Origin of the sequence: Eubacterium aggregans, from assembly GCF_900107815.1 — a bacterium.
GTDB lineage: Bacteria > Bacillota > Clostridia > Eubacteriales > Eubacteriaceae > Eubacterium_O > Eubacterium_O aggregans.
Window position 1 is genome coordinate 33,338 of the sequence record NZ_FNRK01000018.1, and the last position, 17,667, is coordinate 51,004.

A 17,667-nucleotide genomic window follows, 5' to 3' on the forward strand; every position below is an offset into this window, starting at 1 on the left:
CTGAAACGCCACGTATGGCGTCTTAAAGGCAACAAACAGAATTGCCATTCGGTTTGATGTGGGACGTGTCAGGTTGAGGATATTAAAGAGTCTCAGGTTCGTCCCAGAATCCTAAGGCTGTCCGTGGATTGTATGCCAGGCACTGCGACCTTGAGGCGAACAGGCGTAGCCTGTACGTCGAGCGGGAGCATGACTGTTATACAATCCGCGAACAGCCGCCCCATTACCACAAACTTCAGCGGACGAACAGCCCTTTGCCAACGCCCATCAATCAGAGGCTCATGGAGAGGTAGCGGTCCCCGGTATCCGGCAATAAGGCCACGATAGTCTTTCCGGCGTTTTCCGGCCGTCTTGCCAGCTCTGCGGCGGCCCAGACTGCGGCTCCGGATGAAATGCCGACCAAAACCCCTTCTTCCTGGGCAATGGCATCCTTTGTCCCAAAGGCATCCTCGTTGGAAACCGTGATGATTTCATCGTAAATTTTACTATCCAGGGTATCGGGCACAAAGCCAGCACCAATTCCCTGTATTTTATGGGGACCCGCTTCACCCTTGGTCAGAACCGGTGATCCCGTGGGTTCAACCCCCACTACTTGGATATTGGGATTTTGGGCCTTGAGATAGCCCCCCACACCACTAAGCGTCCCGCCGGTGCCGACGCCAGCCACAAAGATATCCACCTTTCCTTCGGTATCCGCCCAAATCTCCGGGCCTGTTGTTTTATAGTGTGCTGCAGGGTTTGCCGGATTAACAAATTGCCCCGGGATAAAGCTATTGGGCGTCTGAGCAGCCAGCTCTTCTGCCTTGGCCATGGCCCCCTTCATCCCCGTGGCTCCATCGGTCAGGACTAATTCTGCCCCATAGGCCTTTAACAGATTCCGACGTTCCACGCTCATGGTTTCTGGCATGGTCAAAATAACCTTGTAGCCTTTGGCCGCACCAATGGCAGCTAAGCCAATCCCTGTATTTCCGCTGGTCGGCTCGATGATGGTAGCCCCTGGTGTAAGGAGGCCCTTAACTTCAGCATCCTCGATCATCGCCTTGGCAATCCGATCCTTAACACTGCCTGCCGGATTAAAGTACTCCAGCTTCACTAGAATAGTGGCATTCAATTTATTCTCTTTTTCATAATTGGTGAGTTCCAATAAGGGGGTCTGACCCACCAGTTCCGTTACACTTCGATAAACTGCCATGATTAGCACCTACTTTCTTTACACTTATAATTTATATCATACCAAATTTTTCTTATAACCGTCCACAATCTCAATCGATGGCGTTAAAGGCTTTTGACAGAGCCTCAATTAAATCATCCACATGCTCGGTCCCAATGGAGAGGCGAATGGAGTTCGGCCGAATGCCACTCCCCTCTAATTCTTCTGCAGTCATCTGGGAGTGAGTGGTCGATGCCGGATGAATGGCCAGGGATTTAACATCTGCGACATTGGCCAGTAGGGAGAAAATTTCCAAATGATCAATGAAGTCCTTGGCTTTCTGAGCATCTCCCGCAATTTCAAAGGTGAAGATAGACCCTGCCCCATTTGGGAAGTACTGGGCATATAAATCGTGATCCGGATGATCTGCTAAAACGGGGTGATTGACCTTTTCCACCTTGGGATGGGCCGCTAAATATGCGACAATCTTCAAGGCATTTTCCACATGACGTTCCACCCGGAGGGAGAGGGTTTCCAGCCCCTGGAGGAATAAGAAGGAATGGAAAGGGCTTAAGGTTGCCCCGGTATCCCGCATCAGGGTCGTCCGAATTTTCATGATATAGGCTAAATTGCCGCAGGCTTCTGTAAAAACCACGCCATGATAGCTGGGATTGGGTTCTGAGAGTCCTGGGAATTTATCATTCTGAGCCCAGTCGAAGGAACCGCCGTCGATAATGACACCCCCCAATGCTGTCCCATGACCGCCAATAAATTTTGTAGCAGAATGGACCACCACATCGGCGCCATGCTCCAGGGGTCTGAATAAATAAGGGGTTGCAAAGGTATTATCCACAATAAGGGGAATGCCATGCTCGTGGGCGATGGCGGCCACAGCCTCAACGTCAATAATGGTTGAATTGGGATTTCCCAGGGTTTCTAAAAACAAAGCCTTGGTATTCTTCCGAATGGCCTGGCGAAAATTCTCTGGGTTACTGCCATCCACAAAGGTCGTGGTGATGCCATAATCCCTAAAGGTATTTTCAAAGAGATTATAGGTCCCCCCATAAACGGTGTTGGCTGAAACGATATGGTCCCCGACCCGGGCGATATTCTGAAGGGCGTAGGTGATGGCTGCCGCCCCGGATGCCGTGGCCAGAGCCGCCGCCCCTCCTTCGAGTGCCGCAATCCGTTGTTCAAACACATCTGAGGTCGGATTCATTAAACGGGAGTAGATATTACCGCCTTCGGTTAAACCAAAACGTCCAGCTGCCTGATCTGAATCTTTGAAGACATAGGATGTGGTAGCGTAAATTGGAACAGCCCGGGCGTCTGTTGCGCTGTCTGGGGCTTCCTGTCCAACGTGAAGCTGCAGGGTTTCAAATCGATATTGTTTATCACTCATTTTAATTCTCCTAACGCATCTTTAATATAGTTTATTGCTATGTTTTGTTATATATTAAATCATTAATACATATATGTCAAGTATGTTTCTTGGGTTTTAAGAAAATTTTGGGCAAAAAAAGAAAAGCCCGGGTTGGGGGCTTTCTCTCCCTCTATTCATCGCATTTCAACAAGCACCTGGGCAATTGACGAACACAGACCTTGTATAGAATAATAGATAGCACCGCGGACAGACTAAGAACCGCTCCGCAGCCGGCCCAGGGACTGATAAAGTAACCCATGCTGCCGCCAAGCACTACTAGGATCACGGTGTAACACATTCCCAAAAGCATGGTAAAAATAACATTCAGATTGTTTTTCACCGCCCGTTGTGGATTGTCCCAATGCAGCAGAGGACGGTGCATATCAATGAGCAGGCCCATAAGCTGGATCGGCAGAGCGCAGCCAATACCACAAAGGGTGGATAAGAGAATGACCTGGGGACTGAGTCCTATGATAAAACTCAGCATGATAAAGGTCATCACGATCCCCAGGGCTTGAATACAAATGGCGGACACACACCGCCCGATAACCTGAGCCTGGGGCGCGACAGGAATGATCCGAGTAATCCAGATCCCCTTACCTTCCCTGGAAAAGGAGGTTGCCGTCGTGGCGGAGGTCGCCCCAAAGAATAAAAACACAAGACTCAAGGCTAAAATCAAAAATTCCGGGTACTGGGAAAGGAATTGGATAGCCTGTTCAATCTCCCCTCCACTCCCCCCTTTAGCCATAAAAATCACAAAAATCAGGCATAAAGGAATGACAATGGCAATACTCACATTATTAAAGAAAAAAATGGGGGTGCGCAGCAGCAGGCGAAAATCCATCTGGAAGATCCGGAGGGCAGACCCCCGATGCCGGCCTAAAAGCCCGGCGATCCCCTTCTGATTCTTTTTCCCCTTGGATGTCGCCGACATCCCGCCTTCCAGCAGTCCTTTAATATAAAAGCGCTCACCAACCCATATGAGCAGGAAAATGCTCAGGACCGATAGGCCGACAACCCCCACCAGGCAGGCCAGGGACATGAGCCCCTCTCCCATTAACGCCCGGGCGGCCAGGTAAGCCGGTGGAAAAATTCGAATAATACTGTCAAGGAGCCCCGTGTTATTTTCAAGAAGCTGTGTCAGCATGGTAGTGAGCTGACTCTCATCCATGCTGGAGGCGGCACTCCCCAGGGTGAATTGAACCCCCAGAATAAGGGCTAAAAAGGCAAACATCATCACCACTGAGATGACATCCTTCTTCCCCTTAAGATTCCCTGCTCCAAGGATCACCATCATGAGTGCCGCCTCCAAGGCGATGGGCAGTATGGGCAGTGCCGCAACCACCAAAACAGCAGCGGGCAGATACCACAGCCAAAAGACACCCTGGGAGGCCCCCCAAATAATGAGTGGCGGCACCATAATGAGAATGCTAAAGACGTATTCCCAAAGCAGCACACAGCAAAGCTTCGCCATAATAATCTCCCTGGGGCGGATGGGAAGGGAAAGCAGCTGGGTGACACCCTCAGAAAAATAAAACTCTGATAAGACCCAGGCGACGCCGAAAACAAGGACCAGGATCGAAGCCATGGCATAAAAGAGGCCAATATACCCCAAGGTTTGTCCAATGGCGGCCATACTGACATAAAGGGCCCCAGAAAAAATAAAATAGACGACCAGGGCCGGCAGGCACAGCAGAGGGACACCAACCATTAAAAAAATCTGTTTTGTAAAAGCCCGTTTATCATTCTGCCGGTTGTACGCCAGCATGGAAATCCCCAGCTGGTTTCGCAGCAGTAAACCAGTGAGCAGCATCATTCGTTTCATTCGGTCAGCTCCAGGAAAATTTCTTCCAGGGATTCATCCTTGCCGGCGCCTCCCCGGATTTCATCCATGGTCCCAAGGGCGATGAGGCGTCCATGGTTAATGATGGCAATACGGTCACATATTTTTTCAGCGACGTCCAGCACATGGGTGGAAAAGAACACAGAATGCCCCTGGGCACACAGTTCAGCCATGATCTTTTTCAGCTCAAAGGAGGATTTAGGGTCCAGGCCCACCATGGGTTCATCCAGAATGAACAGCCTGGGATTATGAATCAGCGCTCCAATGAGGGCAATTTTCTGCTTCATTCCATGGGAGTAAGCCGCAATAGGCGCCGCCACATCCCCCTTTAAATCAAAAATATCCAGGTAACGGGATGCCCGCTCCTTAAACTCCCCATCCGGCACCCTGTAAACATCGGCCATGAATCGCAGATACTCATTCCCACGGATTTTTTCAAAAAGCTCCGGATTATCCGGCACATAGCTGAATTTTTCTTTTGCCGCCATGAGATCCTGCTGATTATCCACACCATCAATGATAATGCGTCCGGTATCCGGGGAAAGCAGTGAGGCAATCATCTTAATGGTGGTAGTCTTTCCGGCCCCATTGGGTCCTACAAATCCAAAAATTTCTCCATCCCGAACGGTAAAGCACAAATCGTCCACGGCTTTTTGGGATTTATTACCATAGGTTTTTGATAAATTTTCAATTGTCAGCATAATGATTCCTTTCAACACTAATCCAAATCATCTGGTTCCCAATTATTATACCATCTCAACTAAAAAAAGATATGGAGCCGCAGTTGATTCTGCAGTGCCATATCTCTTGTTGTTCAACTTTTAATCTTAATATTCAACCGGATCATCGACATAATCGAAAATCGCATTTTTAAAGCTTTCTGCTGCTGAACGGCATTGGGACTGGGACCCGGTAAAGATCCCACCACACAAGTTGGAATGGGTTGGACTACCGAAATACTGAACCAATTCCACATCGGCATAATCCGTCATCTCATCGATCCCTGCAACACCATAAATCGCCGGAGCCAAGAGGTAGACGATGGATGAGCCCTGGGGCAGGTTATAGGCCTTGGCAAAGTAACGGCCAATTTTAGAAACGCACTCAGAGTAGAGTACGACGCTGTCATCCTCACTGATGCTGTATAAGGAGGCCTGCTCTTCCACAAACTCCCGGACATAGCGCAGCCCCCGCTGGACATCCGACACCGTCGGGCCTGTAATCATGCCGAAGGTCTGGCCGTCATTCATCTTACCGCTGCCACCATAGGTGGAATAAATTTTAGCGACTTCGATGTTGGCCATCTTGGTGGCATCATCAGCGGCCACGTAACCCACACCGTCGCAAGCGGTTGTGAAAAGGCCCATATCCACATAGCCTTCAGGTAATTCGTAATCATCGATCATAAAATCATTAACGGCGGTGAGTAATCGGCTGACCAATACCTTCCCTGAAACTTTATCACCAATCATTGGGGAGTCCTCCTTATAATTCAAATTCTAGTTTATAGTCATAATAATTAACATTATCATACCAGCATTTTCGTGAAATATCAAGAAACAAAATTATTCTTTCTGCAGACAATCCGAAAGCCGGGCGAAATCTTCTCCGGTAAGGCGCTCGGCCCGAACCCCAGGATCAATATTTGCAGCCTCTAAAGCCTTTGTGAGTCTTTCCTTATCATAACCGGTATTGGCGCACAGGCTATTGATCAGTGTCTTCCGTCGATTTAAAAAAGCGGCTTTAACAATTCGGAAAAACAGTTCCTTATCCCCGGGGTTCACCGAAGGCGCCTGGCGTTTTTCCAGGGTGATGACCACAGAGTCTACCTTGGGTCGGGGCATGAAAACACCAGCAGGCACATAAAATGCCACCTGGGGCTTGACATAATACTGGCAGGCGATGGTTAGGGACCCGTAAGCCTTGGTTCCTGGCTGGGCACAGATCCGCTCCCCAACCTCCTTCTGAATTAAAAAAGACATCCGCTCCACTGGAAGGTCCGACTCTAAAAACCCCATGATAATGGGTGTCGTCACGTAGTAGGGGAGATTCGCCACGATTTTTAAAGACATTCCCTGGGCCAACTCCTGGGCCACCAAAGCGGCCACATCGGTTTTTAAAATATCCCCACAAATCACTGAAACATTGGGGCAATCTGCCAGGGTTTCTTCCAATACCGGAATCAGTTTTTTATCAATTTCGACAGCGTAGACCTTTCCCGCCTCCCGGGCAAGGACCTGGGTCATGGTGCCGATACCCGGCCCCACCTCCAGCACAATATCCTCCTTAGTCAGCTGTCCCGCCGCCACAATCTTTTCAACCATGTTGGCGTCGATTAGAAAGTTTTGCCCAAACCGTTTGTTAAAATGCAAATCATATTTCTTCAGTAAACCCTCGATGGTCCGGGGTGATGTGAGCTTTTCCACTTTTGTCCTCCTCTAAATAGACCATCAGGTCCGCTTTCGTATTTTTTTCTGGATGCCGATATACCCATTTTAAGGCAGTATCCAGAGCCCTGGCAATGGCGCTGCCCTCATAGCCAAGGGCCTTGATATCCTCGCCCTTTACCGCAAGGTCTGCCCGTACCAGGGCATCCCCCCGGGCTTTAATCACCTCAAAGGCGGCACGGTTCTCAGCGGCCTCCCCCATCCATTTGGGGTTGTTCTCCCACTGGGCCTGACCCTGCTGGAGACAGAGAAGCCGGTCAAAATCGGCCACCCCAATATCTGCAATAGCCCCTTTAAAAGCCACCATATCCCCAGACTTTACAAAAAAATGGCGGCTCAAGGCAATTACCCGGGCCATGATGGCCTTAGGATAACGCATACAAGAAAAAAATTCCAGACGCTCCACTGGGGTCATGGGAACCGCCAGAATGGTCAGGCGCATGACTAAGTCCCTGGGAACATAGGCCATGATCTCAAAGCTTTCAATTAAATGGTAATCCCGCTGGCGCTTGGTAAAGGCCGGAATGGTCCGGCGTAAAAGAGTGGTCATTAAATCTGTTCGAACCAACAGGTAGCCCCCCCAGGTGACCTTCTCCGCCAGAAGGATCCGGTCAAATTCATCCCGGAGGCGTTCCATACTAACGCCATCGATGGCAGGATTAGCATGGATAGCCTCCCGGGTGGGGGCGGCAATTTCCATGGCTTTCTCCGCGGCCAGGCGAATGGCACGCCATTTGCGCAGCTGATCCTCCTGGAAGCGCTCGTCCGGATTTCCGATGCACCGCAATACACCCTTTTCCAAATCCCCAAGGCCGCCCACATAGTCGTAAAGAACACCCTGCCCATCGACAATCAACGCATTGATGGTAAAATCCCGGCGGATGACATCCTCCCGGACATCATCGGTGAAGGCCACAGCCACCGGGTGGCGTCCATCCTGGTAAGCCGTATCCTTTCGAAAGGTGGTAATTTCATAAACCTCTCCCTCCAACACCACCCCAATGGTTCCGAAGCGCTTTCCCTTATTGATGGTATGGGGAAACCACGCCTCCATTTCCTCGGGCAGGGCATCGGTGGTCAAATCGATATCCCCGGGGGGAATACCCAGCAGGCAGTCACGCACCGCTCCTCCGACGATGTAAAGCTGCCTGCCCCGGGCATGAAAAACCTCAAATAGCTGCTTCAGAGCATCCTTCATCATCCTGACTCCTCACGATTTCCAAGATTTCCTCCAGGGAGGAAGCGGTGTAGGTAGGGTTACAGCGTTCTAAGGCCGCCAGGGTATTATACCCCCAGTCTACGGCTACGACATCCACCCCTGCCCGGTGGCAGGCTTCAATATCCCGGGTTTCATCGCCGATGTACAGAATCTCGGACAGTTCTAGCCTGTATTTCTTGGCAACCTTCTTTATTTTTTTCTCCTTGGATAAAAGGGAGGAACATACCACAAAATCAAAGCAATCGGCAATGGCATAATTCCTTAAAAAAGCATTGACGGTCTTCTTGACATTGGACGTTAAGATTCCCCGGATTTCCGTTTCCGACTCCAGGGCCCTCATGAAGTCTCGAAGATGGGGCTTAAAAGCCTTAATCGAATCCTTTTCCTCCCGGAGACGCCGCTGCCCTTCCCGAAGGACCCGGGGCAAGCGGTAGAAAGGAATATCCACAATCTCCATAATGTCCGCAATGTTGAGCTCTTTAATGTGCTGAAGCTCCTCATGGGTAACCTTCCGATATTTATATTTTTCCGCCATATCATTGTACAATTGAAAGACTTGCTGTTCTGTATCTGCCAGGGTCCCATCAAAGTCAAAGATAATACATTTATAAGCCATATTCTCTCCAAAATTTCAAAGTTCACTTTCCTCTTTTTCTATTGTCCAATGGACACATTCTTTTTTCAACCTTTTTATGGTAGAATAATATTATCATATTTCTAGATTAAAGTTGCATGAAAATTAGGTTTTTTCTCTGAAAGCATTGACCTGGACCGCAATGAATGTTAGACTATCATCACGCACTTTATTACGGTAACGTAACAAAGAGGAGGATACTATGTTAACAAATTATACTATTGAAGGGTTTGAGAATATCCAATATCAAGGCTTTCTGGCCCTTCAAAAAATCGAAAATAAGCTGAGCCATTTATTCAGTCTGTACGGCTACCACCAGGTCTCCACCCCCACCTTTGAGGCCTATGACCTACTGGCCCCAGAAGATGCCATTCCCAGCGACGAGCTCTTCAAGCTGGTCAATCATCAGGGGAAGGTGCTGGCCCTTAAGCCGGATGCCACCCTGCCCATTGCCCGCATGGCCGCCATCAACCATCACGATTCCCAGGAAGTCATTAAATTTTGCTACCGCACCAATATCTATCGGAATTTCGCTTCTCCGGATATTGTGAAAAAGGAAATCACCCAGATGGGGGTGGAATATTTCGGCAATCCCATGCCGGAATGTGATGGTGAAATCATCGCCCTGGCCATCTCCTCCCTGCTGGTGAACGGCATTGAGGATATCCATATCGATATGGGCCACGTCGGCTTTATTGGCCAGCTCTTTGATGCCATTGGACTCACCGGGGACAAACGCACCCGGCTTTTAAACCTCATCGAAACGAAAAACCTCGGTGATATCCGGGATTTTCTATCGGACGAGCCCTACGATGATACCATTAAAGAAACCATTCTGAAAATGCCCTTGCTCTACGGAGACCCCCAGGAAGTTTTCACCGAAATGGACGGTCTTTGCCTGACCGATGGCATGCGCTCTGTCGTCGCCCAGCTCCGTGCCATCTACAAGCATTTGGAAATCATTGGCCTCGCCCAGTACATCACCTTCGATTTAGGCTTTACCAGCCGAATGAATTATTACACTGACCTGATTTTCAAGGTCTACGTCAACGGCTGGGGGGAACCCGTCATTGGCGGTGGGCGGTATGATGATCTTTCTGCCCGGTTTGGTATTGACCGCCCGGCCTGTGGCTTTGCCATCGATATCCTCCAGCTCATGGATTATATGGAACAAAATGACCTGCTGCCGGCGGACACCGCCAGCCGTACCGTCATTTTATACGATCCCGGAGATAAATGCCAGGCCTTCGATACCGCTGCTGCCCTCCGCGCTCAGGGCCACTCTACCGAGGTCTTCCAGGTCTCTGAGGCTCCCCTGACAACAAAGGCCCAGCTCCAGCACAATCAAATGTACGAAGGGGCCAGCTTTTATTATATCAGCAACGGCAAAACCTTTCAGTTTAAAGCCGATGCTTTTAAGCCCATTGCGTGTATTACAGAAGGGATGGTGGACTGATGACCATACGTTTTGCCCTGGCCAAGGGCCGAGTCGCAAAAAAAGCCATTGCACTCCTCACCGAGATCGGATATTGCTTTGAGGATTATACCCCGGAAAGCCGGAAGTTAATCTTTCAGGATACCACCGGTGCCATTGAATTCTTTCTGGTAAAATCCCCGGATGTGGGCACCTATGTTGAAAAGGGTGCCGCAGATATCGGCATCGTTGGTCGGGATGTCCTCATGGAGCACCCTGCCAATGTCTACGAGCTGTTAAACCTGAATATCGGACAATGCAAGATGTGCGTGGCCGGCTACGCCGACACCCATATCCAATTCGATAAAAAGCTGGTGGTTGGAACAAAATATCCGGGTATCGCCAAGCAATACTTTAATTCCATCGACCAGCCCATCGATCTGATTATGATCAACGGTTCCGTGGAGCTGGCCCCCATCCTGGGACTTTCCGACTGTATTGTGGATATTGTGGAAAGCGGCAGCACCCTGAAGGAAAACGGCCTGGTGGTGCTTAAGGAAATCTGCGATATCAGTTCACGGCTCATCGTTAACCAGGTCAGTTTAAAGATTAAGCGGAAGGAAATCGAGCCCATTATCGATCGGTTTTCAGCCATTGCCCAATAGGAGGTTTGAATGAAAACATACACGTACACCGAAGCAGCCCCCTCCCTTAACCGCCTTCTGAAGCGGGATGAAGGAGAAAACACGGAAATCCGGGAAACCGTCCTCGCCATCATCGACGGGGTTAAGGCCCGGGGGGACGCTGCGTTATTTGACTATACCGAAAAATTTGACGGGTGCCGCCTGGATTCTCTGGCCGTCACCCCAGAGGAAATTGAAGAAGCCTTCACCGCCGTGGGCCCGGAAATGATTGCCATTATGGAGGAGGCCGCCCAAAATATCCGGTCCTTCCACGAAAAGCAGCTGGAAACCACCTGGACCTACAGCCCGGGCCCCGGCATCACCTTGGGCCAGCACATCACCGCCCTGGAACGGGTGGGCCTTTACGTCCCCGGGGGAAAGGCAGCCTACCCCTCCACCGTCCTCATGGACAGCATCCCCGCCATTGTCGCCGGGGTGGATTCCCTGGTCATGGTGACCCCGCCGGGAGCGGACGGTAAAATCAACCCCAACATTCTGGCTGCGGCTAAAATTGCGGGGGTCACGGAAATTTTAAAGGTCGGTGGGGCCCAGGCCATCGCTGCCCTGGCCTTTGGTACGGAGTCGGTAAAGCCCGTTAATAAAATTGTGGGCCCGGGCAATATCTTTGTGGCCACCGCCAAGAAAGAAGTCTTTGGGGTGGTGGATATCGATATGATTGCCGGTCCCAGCGAGGTCCTCATCCTGGCCGATGGTAATGCCAATCCGGTTTTTGCCGCTGCGGATCTCCTCTCCCAGGCAGAGCACGATGAAATGGCCATGCCCATCCTTGTGACCACCTCCCGGGCCTTTGGTGAAGCCGTGGAAGCCGAAATCACGAGGCAAATTGATGCGGATCTTAGCCGAAAGGACATCGCCCGGAAGTCCGTTAGGGACTACGGTTTTATCTTTGTCTGTGAAAATCTGGACCAGGCCTTTGAGCTCTCCAACGCCATCGCTCCGGAGCATATGGAAATTCTCCTTCCGGATGCCATGGATTATCTGGATCGGGTGCGCAATGCCGGCGCTATTTTCCTGGGGTCCTACACCCCAGAACCACTGGGGGACTACTTTGCTGGTCCCAACCACACCCTGCCCACCTCTGGGACCGCTAAGTTCTCCTCTCCCCTGGGTGTTTACGATTTTACCAAGCGTTCCAGTATTTTAAGCTATTCCGAAGCTGCCCTTAAAAAGGATTATCAGAAAATTGCAGCCTTTGCCCGCTCTGAAGGGCTGGATGCCCACGCCAAATCTGTAGAAAGGCGGTTTGAGTAAAATGAAAAAGAATTATATCCGCCCCTGTGTAAAGAATCTGGAAGCCTACCAGGTGGAGCCTCCCCAATACGACATCATCCTCAATGCCAATGAAAACCCCTGGGATTTCCCCAATGACCTGAAAAAAGAGCTCTGCGAGACCATTATGACGACGAACCTCAATCGCTATCCCGATGCCTGTTTTACGGAGCTCCGGGAATTACTCTCGGATTACACCGGCATTTCCCCGGATCAGCTCATTGCCGGCTGTGGCTCTGACGAAATCATCAACATGATTTGCCAGGCCTTTGTGAATACTGGTGACACCATCGTCTCCCACGCCCCATCCTTCTCCATGTACGAAATCTGGAGCACCATCGGGGATGCCCCCTTCTCCTGGGTGCCGGATAAGGAGGACCATTTTCCAGATGTTTCTGCCATCATCGCCACAGCCGTGGCACAAAATGCCAAGGTCATCTATCTGTGCAATCCCAATAATCCCACGGGCTACCTCTTCCCCCGGCACGATATCATCCAAATTCTGGAAGAAACCGGGGCCCTGGTGGTCCTGGATGAAGCCTATATCGAATTTAAGGAAGGGGAAAGCCATATTGATCTCGTCAACAGCTATCCCAATCTCCTGGTGATGCGCACCCTCTCCAAGGCCTTCGGCCTGGCCGGGATTCGCTGCGGCTACTGCGCCGGGAGCAAAGCCTTAATCGATGCCATGTACAAGGTAAAATCCCCCTATAATCTCAACACCCTCACCCAGCAGACGGCCATTATTGCCCTTCGGCACCGGGACAAGCTCCTGGGCCGCCTAAAAACCCTGGGGGTCGAACGCCGGAAGATGTACAAGGCCCTCCTGGCCCTCCCCATCGAGAAGGTTTATCCCACCGCTGCCAATTTCATCTATTTCGAAACCGCCAAGGCTCCGGCAATCTACAAAGCCATGAAGGAAGCCAATATCCTCATTAAACATTTCGGTTCAAAAAATGGCCAGCCAGAAGCCATCCGCTTAACCATTGGCTCCCCGGAGGAAAACAGACGGGTTTTAGAAATTCTTACGGAGGTATACAGCCATGTCGCGTAAAATCAGCCTCAGCCGGGAAACCGCCGAAACCCAAATTGCCCTGACCCTGGATCTCGATGGGACGGGTCAATGTACCGTGGAAACCGGCGTTCCCTTTTTTGACCACATGATGGTACTCTTTACCAAGCACGGTAATTTTGACTTAGACCTCTCCGCCACAGGCGACGGTGTGGATAACCACCATGCCTTAGAGGATATTGGCATCCTGCTGGGCCAGGCCTTCGCCCAGGCCTTGGGCAATAAGGCTGGCATCAATCGCTATGCCTTTCAATTCACCCCCATGGACGAGGCCCTGTGCCGTATCTGCATCGACATCAGCGGCCGGGCCACCTTGGTCTGGGATGTTCCCCTCACCCGGGAATACATCGGTGATTTTGAAACGGAGATGCTGGAGGAATTTTTCATCGCCTTCACCCACAATGCCAAAATGACCATCCATATCGCCTCCCTCTACGGCCGGAACAACCACCATATTGTCGAGGGCATCTTTAAAGGCTTTGGCCGAACCCTCAAGGAGGCCGTCGCCCTGGATCCCAAAAATCCAGGAATTCCCAGCACCAAGGGAATCATCGAATAAAGCAGACAGGAGCAGATTATGATTGCCATTATTGACTACGATGTTGGAAACTTAAAAAATGTCCATACCGCCCTAAAGGATGTAGGGCTTAGCAGCGTCATCACCCGGGACCCCCAGGTGATGGACGATGCTGATGCCATTATCCTCCCCGGGGTCGGTGCCTTTGCCGATGCCATGAAAAACCTGGAGGCCTACAACCTCCTCTCCCCCCTGAACCGAAATGTGGCCTCGGGTAAAATCCTCATGGGGATCTGCCTGGGCATGCAGGTCCTCTTCGATAAAAGCTATGAGGATGGCGAAAATACGGGCTTAGGGTATATTCCCGGTGAAGTGGTCCGCTTTGATGCCCCGGGGCTTAAAATCCCCCATATGGGCTGGAATAACCTGACCATGAACCGGGAGGACCCCATCGCCCGGAGCCTCACCCCAGAGGATTATGTCTATTTCGTCCATTCCTACTACGCCGTTCCCCAGAATTTTGACGATGTGGTAGCCTATGCCGACTATTCCGCCAAGGTCCCCGGCATCGTCAGACGGGACAATGTCATCGGGATGCAGTTCCACCCTGAAAAAAGTGCCGGGGTGGGAACAAAGTTATTGCAAAATTTTAAGGAGTGTATCAAATGATCGTATTACCCGCTATCGATATTAAAAACGGACAATGCGTCCGTTTGCAGCAAGGTGTTAAGGATGCCGAAACCGTCTATTTTAAAGATCCTGTCGAGGTGGCGAAGCGCTTCCAGGACCAGGGGGCCGAATACCTGCACATGGTGGATTTAGATGGTGCCTTTGAGGGGAAGCCTAAAAATCTAAAAACCATTGAAAGCATTGTCGAGGCCTTGGATATCCCCATCGAGCTAGGTGGGGGCATCCGCAATCTGGAAATCGCCGAAATGTACATGGATATCGGGGTCTCCCGAATCATCATCGGTACCCAGGCCATTAAGGATTTTGCCTTCATCGAAAAGCTCATTAATCTCTATGACGACGCGATCTGCGTCTCCATCGACGCCAAGGATGGGATGGTCTGCACCGAGGGATGGGTAGAAAGCAGTGATATGGAAGCCCTGGAGCTGGCCACCAAGCTCGAAAAAATCGGCCTCTCCACCTTGGTATACACCGATATTTCCAAGGACGGTATGATGACCGGCCCTAATTTTGAGATGCTAAGGGTGTTGAACGCCCATCTCCAGATGGATATCATCGCCTCTGGGGGCATTGCCTCCACCGCCCACCTGGACCGCCTGGCCGCCATGGATCTTTACGGTGCCATCACTGGGAAAGCCATTTATGAAGGAACCATCGATTTAGCCGCCTACCTCAAGGGGGCATCTTCATGCTGACCAAACGCCTGATCCCCTGCCTGGACGTGGACCACGGTCGGGTGGTCAAGGGGAAAAAATTCAAAGACATCCAGGATGTTGCCGATCCCATCGAACTGGGACGATACTATTCTGAACAGGGGGCCGATGAACTGGTTTTCTATGATATCACCGCCTCCTATGAAGAGCGGGATATCTTCCTCAATATCGTCGAAAGGGTGGCCGAGGCCATTCGGATTCCCTTTACCATTGGCGGCGGCATCAGCAAGGTCGAAGACTTTCGCAAGGTCCTCATGGCTGGTGCCGACAAGGTTTCCGTCAATTCCTCCGCCGTCCGGAATCCCCAGCTCATTCGGGATGCGGCCCTGAAATTCGGCAACCAATGCGTCGTCCTTTCCATCGATGCCAAACGCAATGCCGCTGGCTCCTGGGATGTCTATGTCAAGGGTGGCCGGGAAAACACCGGCATCGACGCCATTGCCTGGGCTGTGCAGGGCCAGGATTTAGGCGCTGGGGAGATCTGCATCAACTCCATCGATACCGACGGGGTGAAACAGGGCTATGACCTGGAGCTCAATCGCCTTTTGTCCGAGACCCTCACCATCCCCGTCATTGCCTCCGGCGGTGCCGGAAAGCCCGAGGATTTTGCGGATGTCCTCAAGGTCGGTGCCGATGCCGCCCTGGCCGCCTCGGTATTCCACTATAAAGAAATCCCCATTCCTGATTTAAAGGATTATTTAGGGACCCAGGGCCTGGCCATGCGCCCGGTTGTACGGTAATTTACGATTTTACAAAAGAAAGAAGAATGAAATTGAAACTTGAAGAAATTGAACTGAAATACAACGATGCGGGACTGATTCCCGCCATTGTCCAGGATTATCGCACCCGGGAGGTGCTGATGATGGCCTGGATGAATAAAGATGCCTTACAACGCACCCTGGCAACAAAGAAAGCCACCTTCTGGAGCCGCAGCCGAGGAGAATTGTGGGTAAAAGGTGAAACCTCCGGCAATATCCAGCAGGTTGTCTCCCTGGATTATGACTGCGATGGGGATACCCTTCTCCTTCAGGTTCTCCCCGCTGGTCCCGCCTGCCATACCGGCCATACCAGCTGCTTTTACCGCAACCTGATGACCGATGATGCTGCGAACAAGGGAAATATCACCATTCTCCACGACCTGGCCGCACAAATTAAAGCGCGGCGGAAAAATCCCGTAGAGGGCTCCTACACCAACTATCTCTTCCGGGAAGGGGTAGATAAAATCTGTAAAAAAATTGGTGAAGAGTCCGCGGAAACCATCATCGCCGCCAAGAATAACGATCCTGAGGAGCTGCGTTACGAAGCCTCGGACCTCCTCTATCATCTAGCGGTTTTGCTCAACAACCAAGGCGTCACCTACGATGAGCTCTTTGAGGTCTTGACAAAACGCCATACCAATAAGCGTAAACGGGAATATTAAGCCACGCATAAAGGGACTGCCCTGGGAGTACTTACCCCCGGGACAATCCCTTATTTTTAAGTAAACGACAAATTTAGCGGCATCCACTACGTTTCAATGGGTGCCCGTTCATTGAATAGATGGCCAAAGATCGCCATCAATGCCACCATATCCAGAGTGACCGCCATGGCAAATAACGGCTGCCACCACCCCACCATGAAAAACATCCCTCCAATGGCGACAAAAACCATGGAATAGATCAGAGCCTTTTTCCGATTAAGGGCCTTTTGCTCCTCCGTCAGGGGCTTATCAATATGCATGACCGGCGTCAGGGACCAGGCTGTTATCAGATAGAATGAAAAGCTTCCCAGGCTGCCAATTACATAATAATCAAAGGGTACCTCTCTCACAATCAGAAGATATGCTCCAAAGACAATCATGGTCTTCATGAAACATCCCTTCCGGGTTTGCGCGTGATAAATCCCGACAAGCCGAACAAGGGACAAGTAGACAACGCAGAAAATGAGGGCATTTAGTAACTCCTGGGTGAACGCTGCAATCGTGGCAATGACCACAAGATTGATGAGTACGAAGATTAACTCCTCAAAGCCAAAGGCAATGGCTTCACGGTTTTTTTCCTTAAGTACCCCTTCCCGGCAACACGCCTCCGCCATCTGCTGGCCCCATTGTTTAATCATAATTCATCAATGGAAAAATCTTTTGCACCTTCTGGTAACTTAGGTTGGTGGGAAATTAAAAAACACGTATCTGAATTCTGGGCCAACAGAACGACTAAGGCAGAGAGCCAACAGGCATGTTTCAAAACGGCCGCTTTTAAACTTTTCAGGGAGTGTGAAAGACTTTCTGTAAATACGAATTTCCTGTGCTTAGAATCAGAAAAAAAAGAAAAAGCAAAGCAATATAGATATGCCTTAGATAGTTAATATATACGCCATAAATCGTAACTTGTCAAGAACAGGTGATAAAAACAACCTGTGCATTAAGGCGATATCGATGATTATTCTGGCAAGCGCCCCTCATACATCATGCTGAGCTCGCCATAAACCAGCCCCCAGTTCCGAAGGGGCAGGCGCCATTTTTTAGTCGCTTCAAAGGTCGCCAGGTAAAGGGCCTTTTGGAGCGCTGTATCGCTGGGAAAGACACTACGCTGGC

19 protein-coding genes and 1 pseudogene are annotated in these 17,667 nt (G+C 50.7%); 9 read left to right on the plus strand and 11 right to left on the minus strand.

Features of this window, described 5'->3' with window-relative positions; translation table 11 throughout:
* Window positions 1–271: 271 nt before the first annotated feature.
* From cysK to BLW33_RS10300, 8 genes are all read right to left on the minus strand, one after another.
* The gene (cysK, locus tag BLW33_RS10265; protein WP_207647826.1) at window positions 272–1,192 is read right to left on the minus strand and encodes a cysteine synthase A; all 921 of its coding nucleotides are present in this window, start codon (window positions 1,190–1,192) and stop codon (window positions 272–274) included.
* Between the two features lie 70 nt (window positions 1,193–1,262).
* Entirely contained in the window at window positions 1,263–2,552 is a 1,290-nt protein-coding gene (locus BLW33_RS10270) for an O-acetylhomoserine aminocarboxypropyltransferase/cysteine synthase family protein (protein WP_090308458.1), read from the minus strand.
* A 151-nt stretch (window positions 2,553–2,703) separates the two neighbouring features.
* On the minus strand, window positions 2,704–4,398 hold the full coding sequence (locus tag BLW33_RS10275; protein ID WP_090308460.1) for a putative ABC transporter permease subunit: 1,695 nt from the start codon (window positions 4,396–4,398) through the stop codon (window positions 2,704–2,706).
* Complete coding sequence (locus BLW33_RS10280; protein WP_090308462.1) at window positions 4,395–5,117, minus strand: ABC transporter ATP-binding protein; 723 nt, start codon at window positions 5,115–5,117, stop codon at window positions 4,395–4,397. Before BLW33_RS10280 ends, BLW33_RS10275 begins: the two co-directional genes overlap by 4 nt.
* Window positions 5,118–5,243: 126 nt before the next feature.
* Window positions 5,244–5,888 (minus strand): BMC domain-containing protein, encoded by a 645-nt coding sequence (locus BLW33_RS10285; protein WP_090308465.1) that lies wholly within the window; start codon window positions 5,886–5,888, stop codon window positions 5,244–5,246.
* Window positions 5,889–5,981: 93 nt separating this feature from the next.
* Window positions 5,982–6,842 carry a 16S rRNA (adenine(1518)-N(6)/adenine(1519)-N(6))-dimethyltransferase RsmA gene (rsmA, locus tag BLW33_RS10290; protein WP_090308468.1) on the minus strand — a complete coding sequence of 287 codons (861 nt, stop codon included), beginning with the start codon at window positions 6,840–6,842 and terminating at the stop codon, window positions 5,982–5,984.
* The gene (locus BLW33_RS10295) at window positions 6,790–8,064 is read right to left on the minus strand and encodes a CCA tRNA nucleotidyltransferase (protein ID WP_090308470.1); all 1,275 of its coding nucleotides are present in this window, start codon (window positions 8,062–8,064) and stop codon (window positions 6,790–6,792) included. Before BLW33_RS10295 ends, rsmA begins: the two co-directional genes overlap by 53 nt.
* Window positions 8,033–8,698, minus strand: coding sequence for an HAD-IA family hydrolase (locus BLW33_RS10300; RefSeq protein WP_090308473.1), 666 nt, complete (start codon window positions 8,696–8,698; stop codon window positions 8,033–8,035). Before BLW33_RS10300 ends, BLW33_RS10295 begins: the two co-directional genes overlap by 32 nt.
* Window positions 8,699–8,918: 220 nt before the next feature.
* Between BLW33_RS10300 and hisZ the strand changes: the two genes are divergently transcribed.
* From hisZ to hisIE, 9 genes are read left to right on the plus strand one after another with little or no spacing between them, the layout of a single operon-like run.
* A complete protein-coding gene (gene hisZ, locus BLW33_RS10305; RefSeq protein WP_090308475.1) occupies window positions 8,919–10,172 on the plus strand; it encodes an ATP phosphoribosyltransferase regulatory subunit in 1,254 nt (417 codons plus the stop codon).
* Entirely contained in the window at window positions 10,172–10,795 is a 624-nt protein-coding gene (gene hisG, locus BLW33_RS10310; RefSeq protein WP_090308477.1) for an ATP phosphoribosyltransferase, read from the plus strand. Before hisZ ends, hisG begins: the two co-directional genes overlap by 1 nt.
* 9 nt (window positions 10,796–10,804) lie before the next feature.
* Window positions 10,805–12,085, plus strand: coding sequence for a histidinol dehydrogenase (hisD, locus tag BLW33_RS10315; RefSeq protein WP_090308479.1), 1,281 nt, complete (start codon window positions 10,805–10,807; stop codon window positions 12,083–12,085).
* A gap of 1 nt (window position 12,086) precedes the next feature.
* Entirely contained in the window at window positions 12,087–13,157 is a 1,071-nt protein-coding gene (gene hisC / locus BLW33_RS10320) for a histidinol-phosphate transaminase (RefSeq protein ID WP_090308483.1), read from the plus strand.
* Entirely contained in the window at window positions 13,147–13,734 is a 588-nt protein-coding gene (gene hisB / locus BLW33_RS10325; protein ID WP_090308486.1) for an imidazoleglycerol-phosphate dehydratase HisB, read from the plus strand. The genes hisC and hisB overlap by 11 nt, the downstream gene beginning before the upstream one ends.
* A gap of 18 nt (window positions 13,735–13,752) precedes the next feature.
* Complete coding sequence (gene hisH / locus BLW33_RS10330; protein ID WP_090308489.1) at window positions 13,753–14,361, plus strand: imidazole glycerol phosphate synthase subunit HisH; 609 nt, start codon at window positions 13,753–13,755, stop codon at window positions 14,359–14,361.
* Window positions 14,358–15,077: a 1-(5-phosphoribosyl)-5-[(5-phosphoribosylamino)methylideneamino]imidazole-4-carboxamide isomerase gene (gene hisA / locus BLW33_RS10335; protein ID WP_090308491.1), complete on the plus strand. Its 720-nt coding sequence runs from the start codon at window positions 14,358–14,360 to the stop codon at window positions 15,075–15,077. The genes hisH and hisA overlap by 4 nt, the downstream gene beginning before the upstream one ends.
* Window positions 15,071–15,835, plus strand: coding sequence for an imidazole glycerol phosphate synthase subunit HisF (gene hisF, locus BLW33_RS10340; protein WP_090308493.1), 765 nt, complete (start codon window positions 15,071–15,073; stop codon window positions 15,833–15,835). Before hisA ends, hisF begins: the two co-directional genes overlap by 7 nt.
* Before the next feature lie 26 nt (window positions 15,836–15,861).
* Window positions 15,862–16,515 (plus strand): bifunctional phosphoribosyl-AMP cyclohydrolase/phosphoribosyl-ATP diphosphatase HisIE, encoded by a 654-nt coding sequence (gene hisIE / locus BLW33_RS10345; RefSeq protein WP_090308496.1) that lies wholly within the window; start codon window positions 15,862–15,864, stop codon window positions 16,513–16,515.
* Between the two features lie 86 nt (window positions 16,516–16,601).
* Here hisIE and BLW33_RS10350 read toward each other — a convergent pair whose 3' ends face one another.
* The 3 genes and pseudogenes from BLW33_RS10350 to BLW33_RS14015 form a co-directional block, all read right to left on the minus strand.
* Window positions 16,602–17,192 (minus strand): accessory gene regulator B family protein, encoded by a 591-nt coding sequence (locus BLW33_RS10350; protein ID WP_090308498.1) that lies wholly within the window; start codon window positions 17,190–17,192, stop codon window positions 16,602–16,604.
* Window positions 17,189–17,317: an AgrD family cyclic lactone autoinducer peptide gene (locus BLW33_RS14595; protein WP_176966701.1), complete on the minus strand. Its 129-nt coding sequence runs from the start codon at window positions 17,315–17,317 to the stop codon at window positions 17,189–17,191. Before BLW33_RS14595 ends, BLW33_RS10350 begins: the two co-directional genes overlap by 4 nt.
* Before the next feature lie 195 nt (window positions 17,318–17,512).
* Window positions 17,513–17,667: pseudogene (locus BLW33_RS14015) on the minus strand (IS256 family transposase); the annotation flags it as partial.

What these genes read in the sequence shown, in the direction of transcription:
- BLW33_RS10275 (WP_090308460.1), bottom strand. Translation starts at nt 4,398, where the DNA reads ATGAAACGAATGATGCTGCTCACTGGTTTACTGCTGCGAAACCAGCTG.
- hisIE (WP_090308496.1), top strand. Translation starts at nt 15,862, where the DNA reads ATGAAATTGAAACTTGAAGAAATTGAACTGAAATACAACGATGCGGGA.
- hisA (WP_090308491.1), top strand. Translation starts at nt 14,358, where the DNA reads ATGATCGTATTACCCGCTATCGATATTAAAAACGGACAATGCGTCCGT.
- hisG (WP_090308477.1), top strand. Translation starts at nt 10,172, where the DNA reads ATGACCATACGTTTTGCCCTGGCCAAGGGCCGAGTCGCAAAAAAAGCC.
- BLW33_RS10280 (WP_090308462.1), bottom strand. Translation starts at nt 5,117, where the DNA reads ATGCTGACAATTGAAAATTTATCAAAAACCTATGGTAATAAATCCCAA.
- BLW33_RS10350 (WP_090308498.1), bottom strand. Translation starts at nt 17,192, where the DNA reads ATGATTAAACAATGGGGCCAGCAGATGGCGGAGGCGTGTTGCCGGGAA.
- hisH (WP_090308489.1), top strand. Translation starts at nt 13,753, where the DNA reads ATGATTGCCATTATTGACTACGATGTTGGAAACTTAAAAAATGTCCAT.
- cysK (WP_207647826.1), bottom strand. Translation starts at nt 1,192, where the DNA reads ATGGCAGTTTATCGAAGTGTAACGGAACTGGTGGGTCAGACCCCCTTA.
- hisZ (WP_090308475.1), top strand. Translation starts at nt 8,919, where the DNA reads ATGTTAACAAATTATACTATTGAAGGGTTTGAGAATATCCAATATCAA.
- BLW33_RS10270 (WP_090308458.1), bottom strand. Translation starts at nt 2,552, where the DNA reads ATGAGTGATAAACAATATCGATTTGAAACCCTGCAGCTTCACGTTGGA.
- BLW33_RS10285 (WP_090308465.1), bottom strand. Translation starts at nt 5,888, where the DNA reads ATGATTGGTGATAAAGTTTCAGGGAAGGTATTGGTCAGCCGATTACTC.
- hisF (WP_090308493.1), top strand. Translation starts at nt 15,071, where the DNA reads ATGCTGACCAAACGCCTGATCCCCTGCCTGGACGTGGACCACGGTCGG.
- hisC (WP_090308483.1), top strand. Translation starts at nt 12,087, where the DNA reads ATGAAAAAGAATTATATCCGCCCCTGTGTAAAGAATCTGGAAGCCTAC.
- BLW33_RS10295 (WP_090308470.1), bottom strand. Translation starts at nt 8,064, where the DNA reads ATGATGAAGGATGCTCTGAAGCAGCTATTTGAGGTTTTTCATGCCCGG.
- hisD (WP_090308479.1), top strand. Translation starts at nt 10,805, where the DNA reads ATGAAAACATACACGTACACCGAAGCAGCCCCCTCCCTTAACCGCCTT.
- hisB (WP_090308486.1), top strand. Translation starts at nt 13,147, where the DNA reads ATGTCGCGTAAAATCAGCCTCAGCCGGGAAACCGCCGAAACCCAAATT.
- BLW33_RS10300 (WP_090308473.1), bottom strand. Translation starts at nt 8,698, where the DNA reads ATGGCTTATAAATGTATTATCTTTGACTTTGATGGGACCCTGGCAGAT.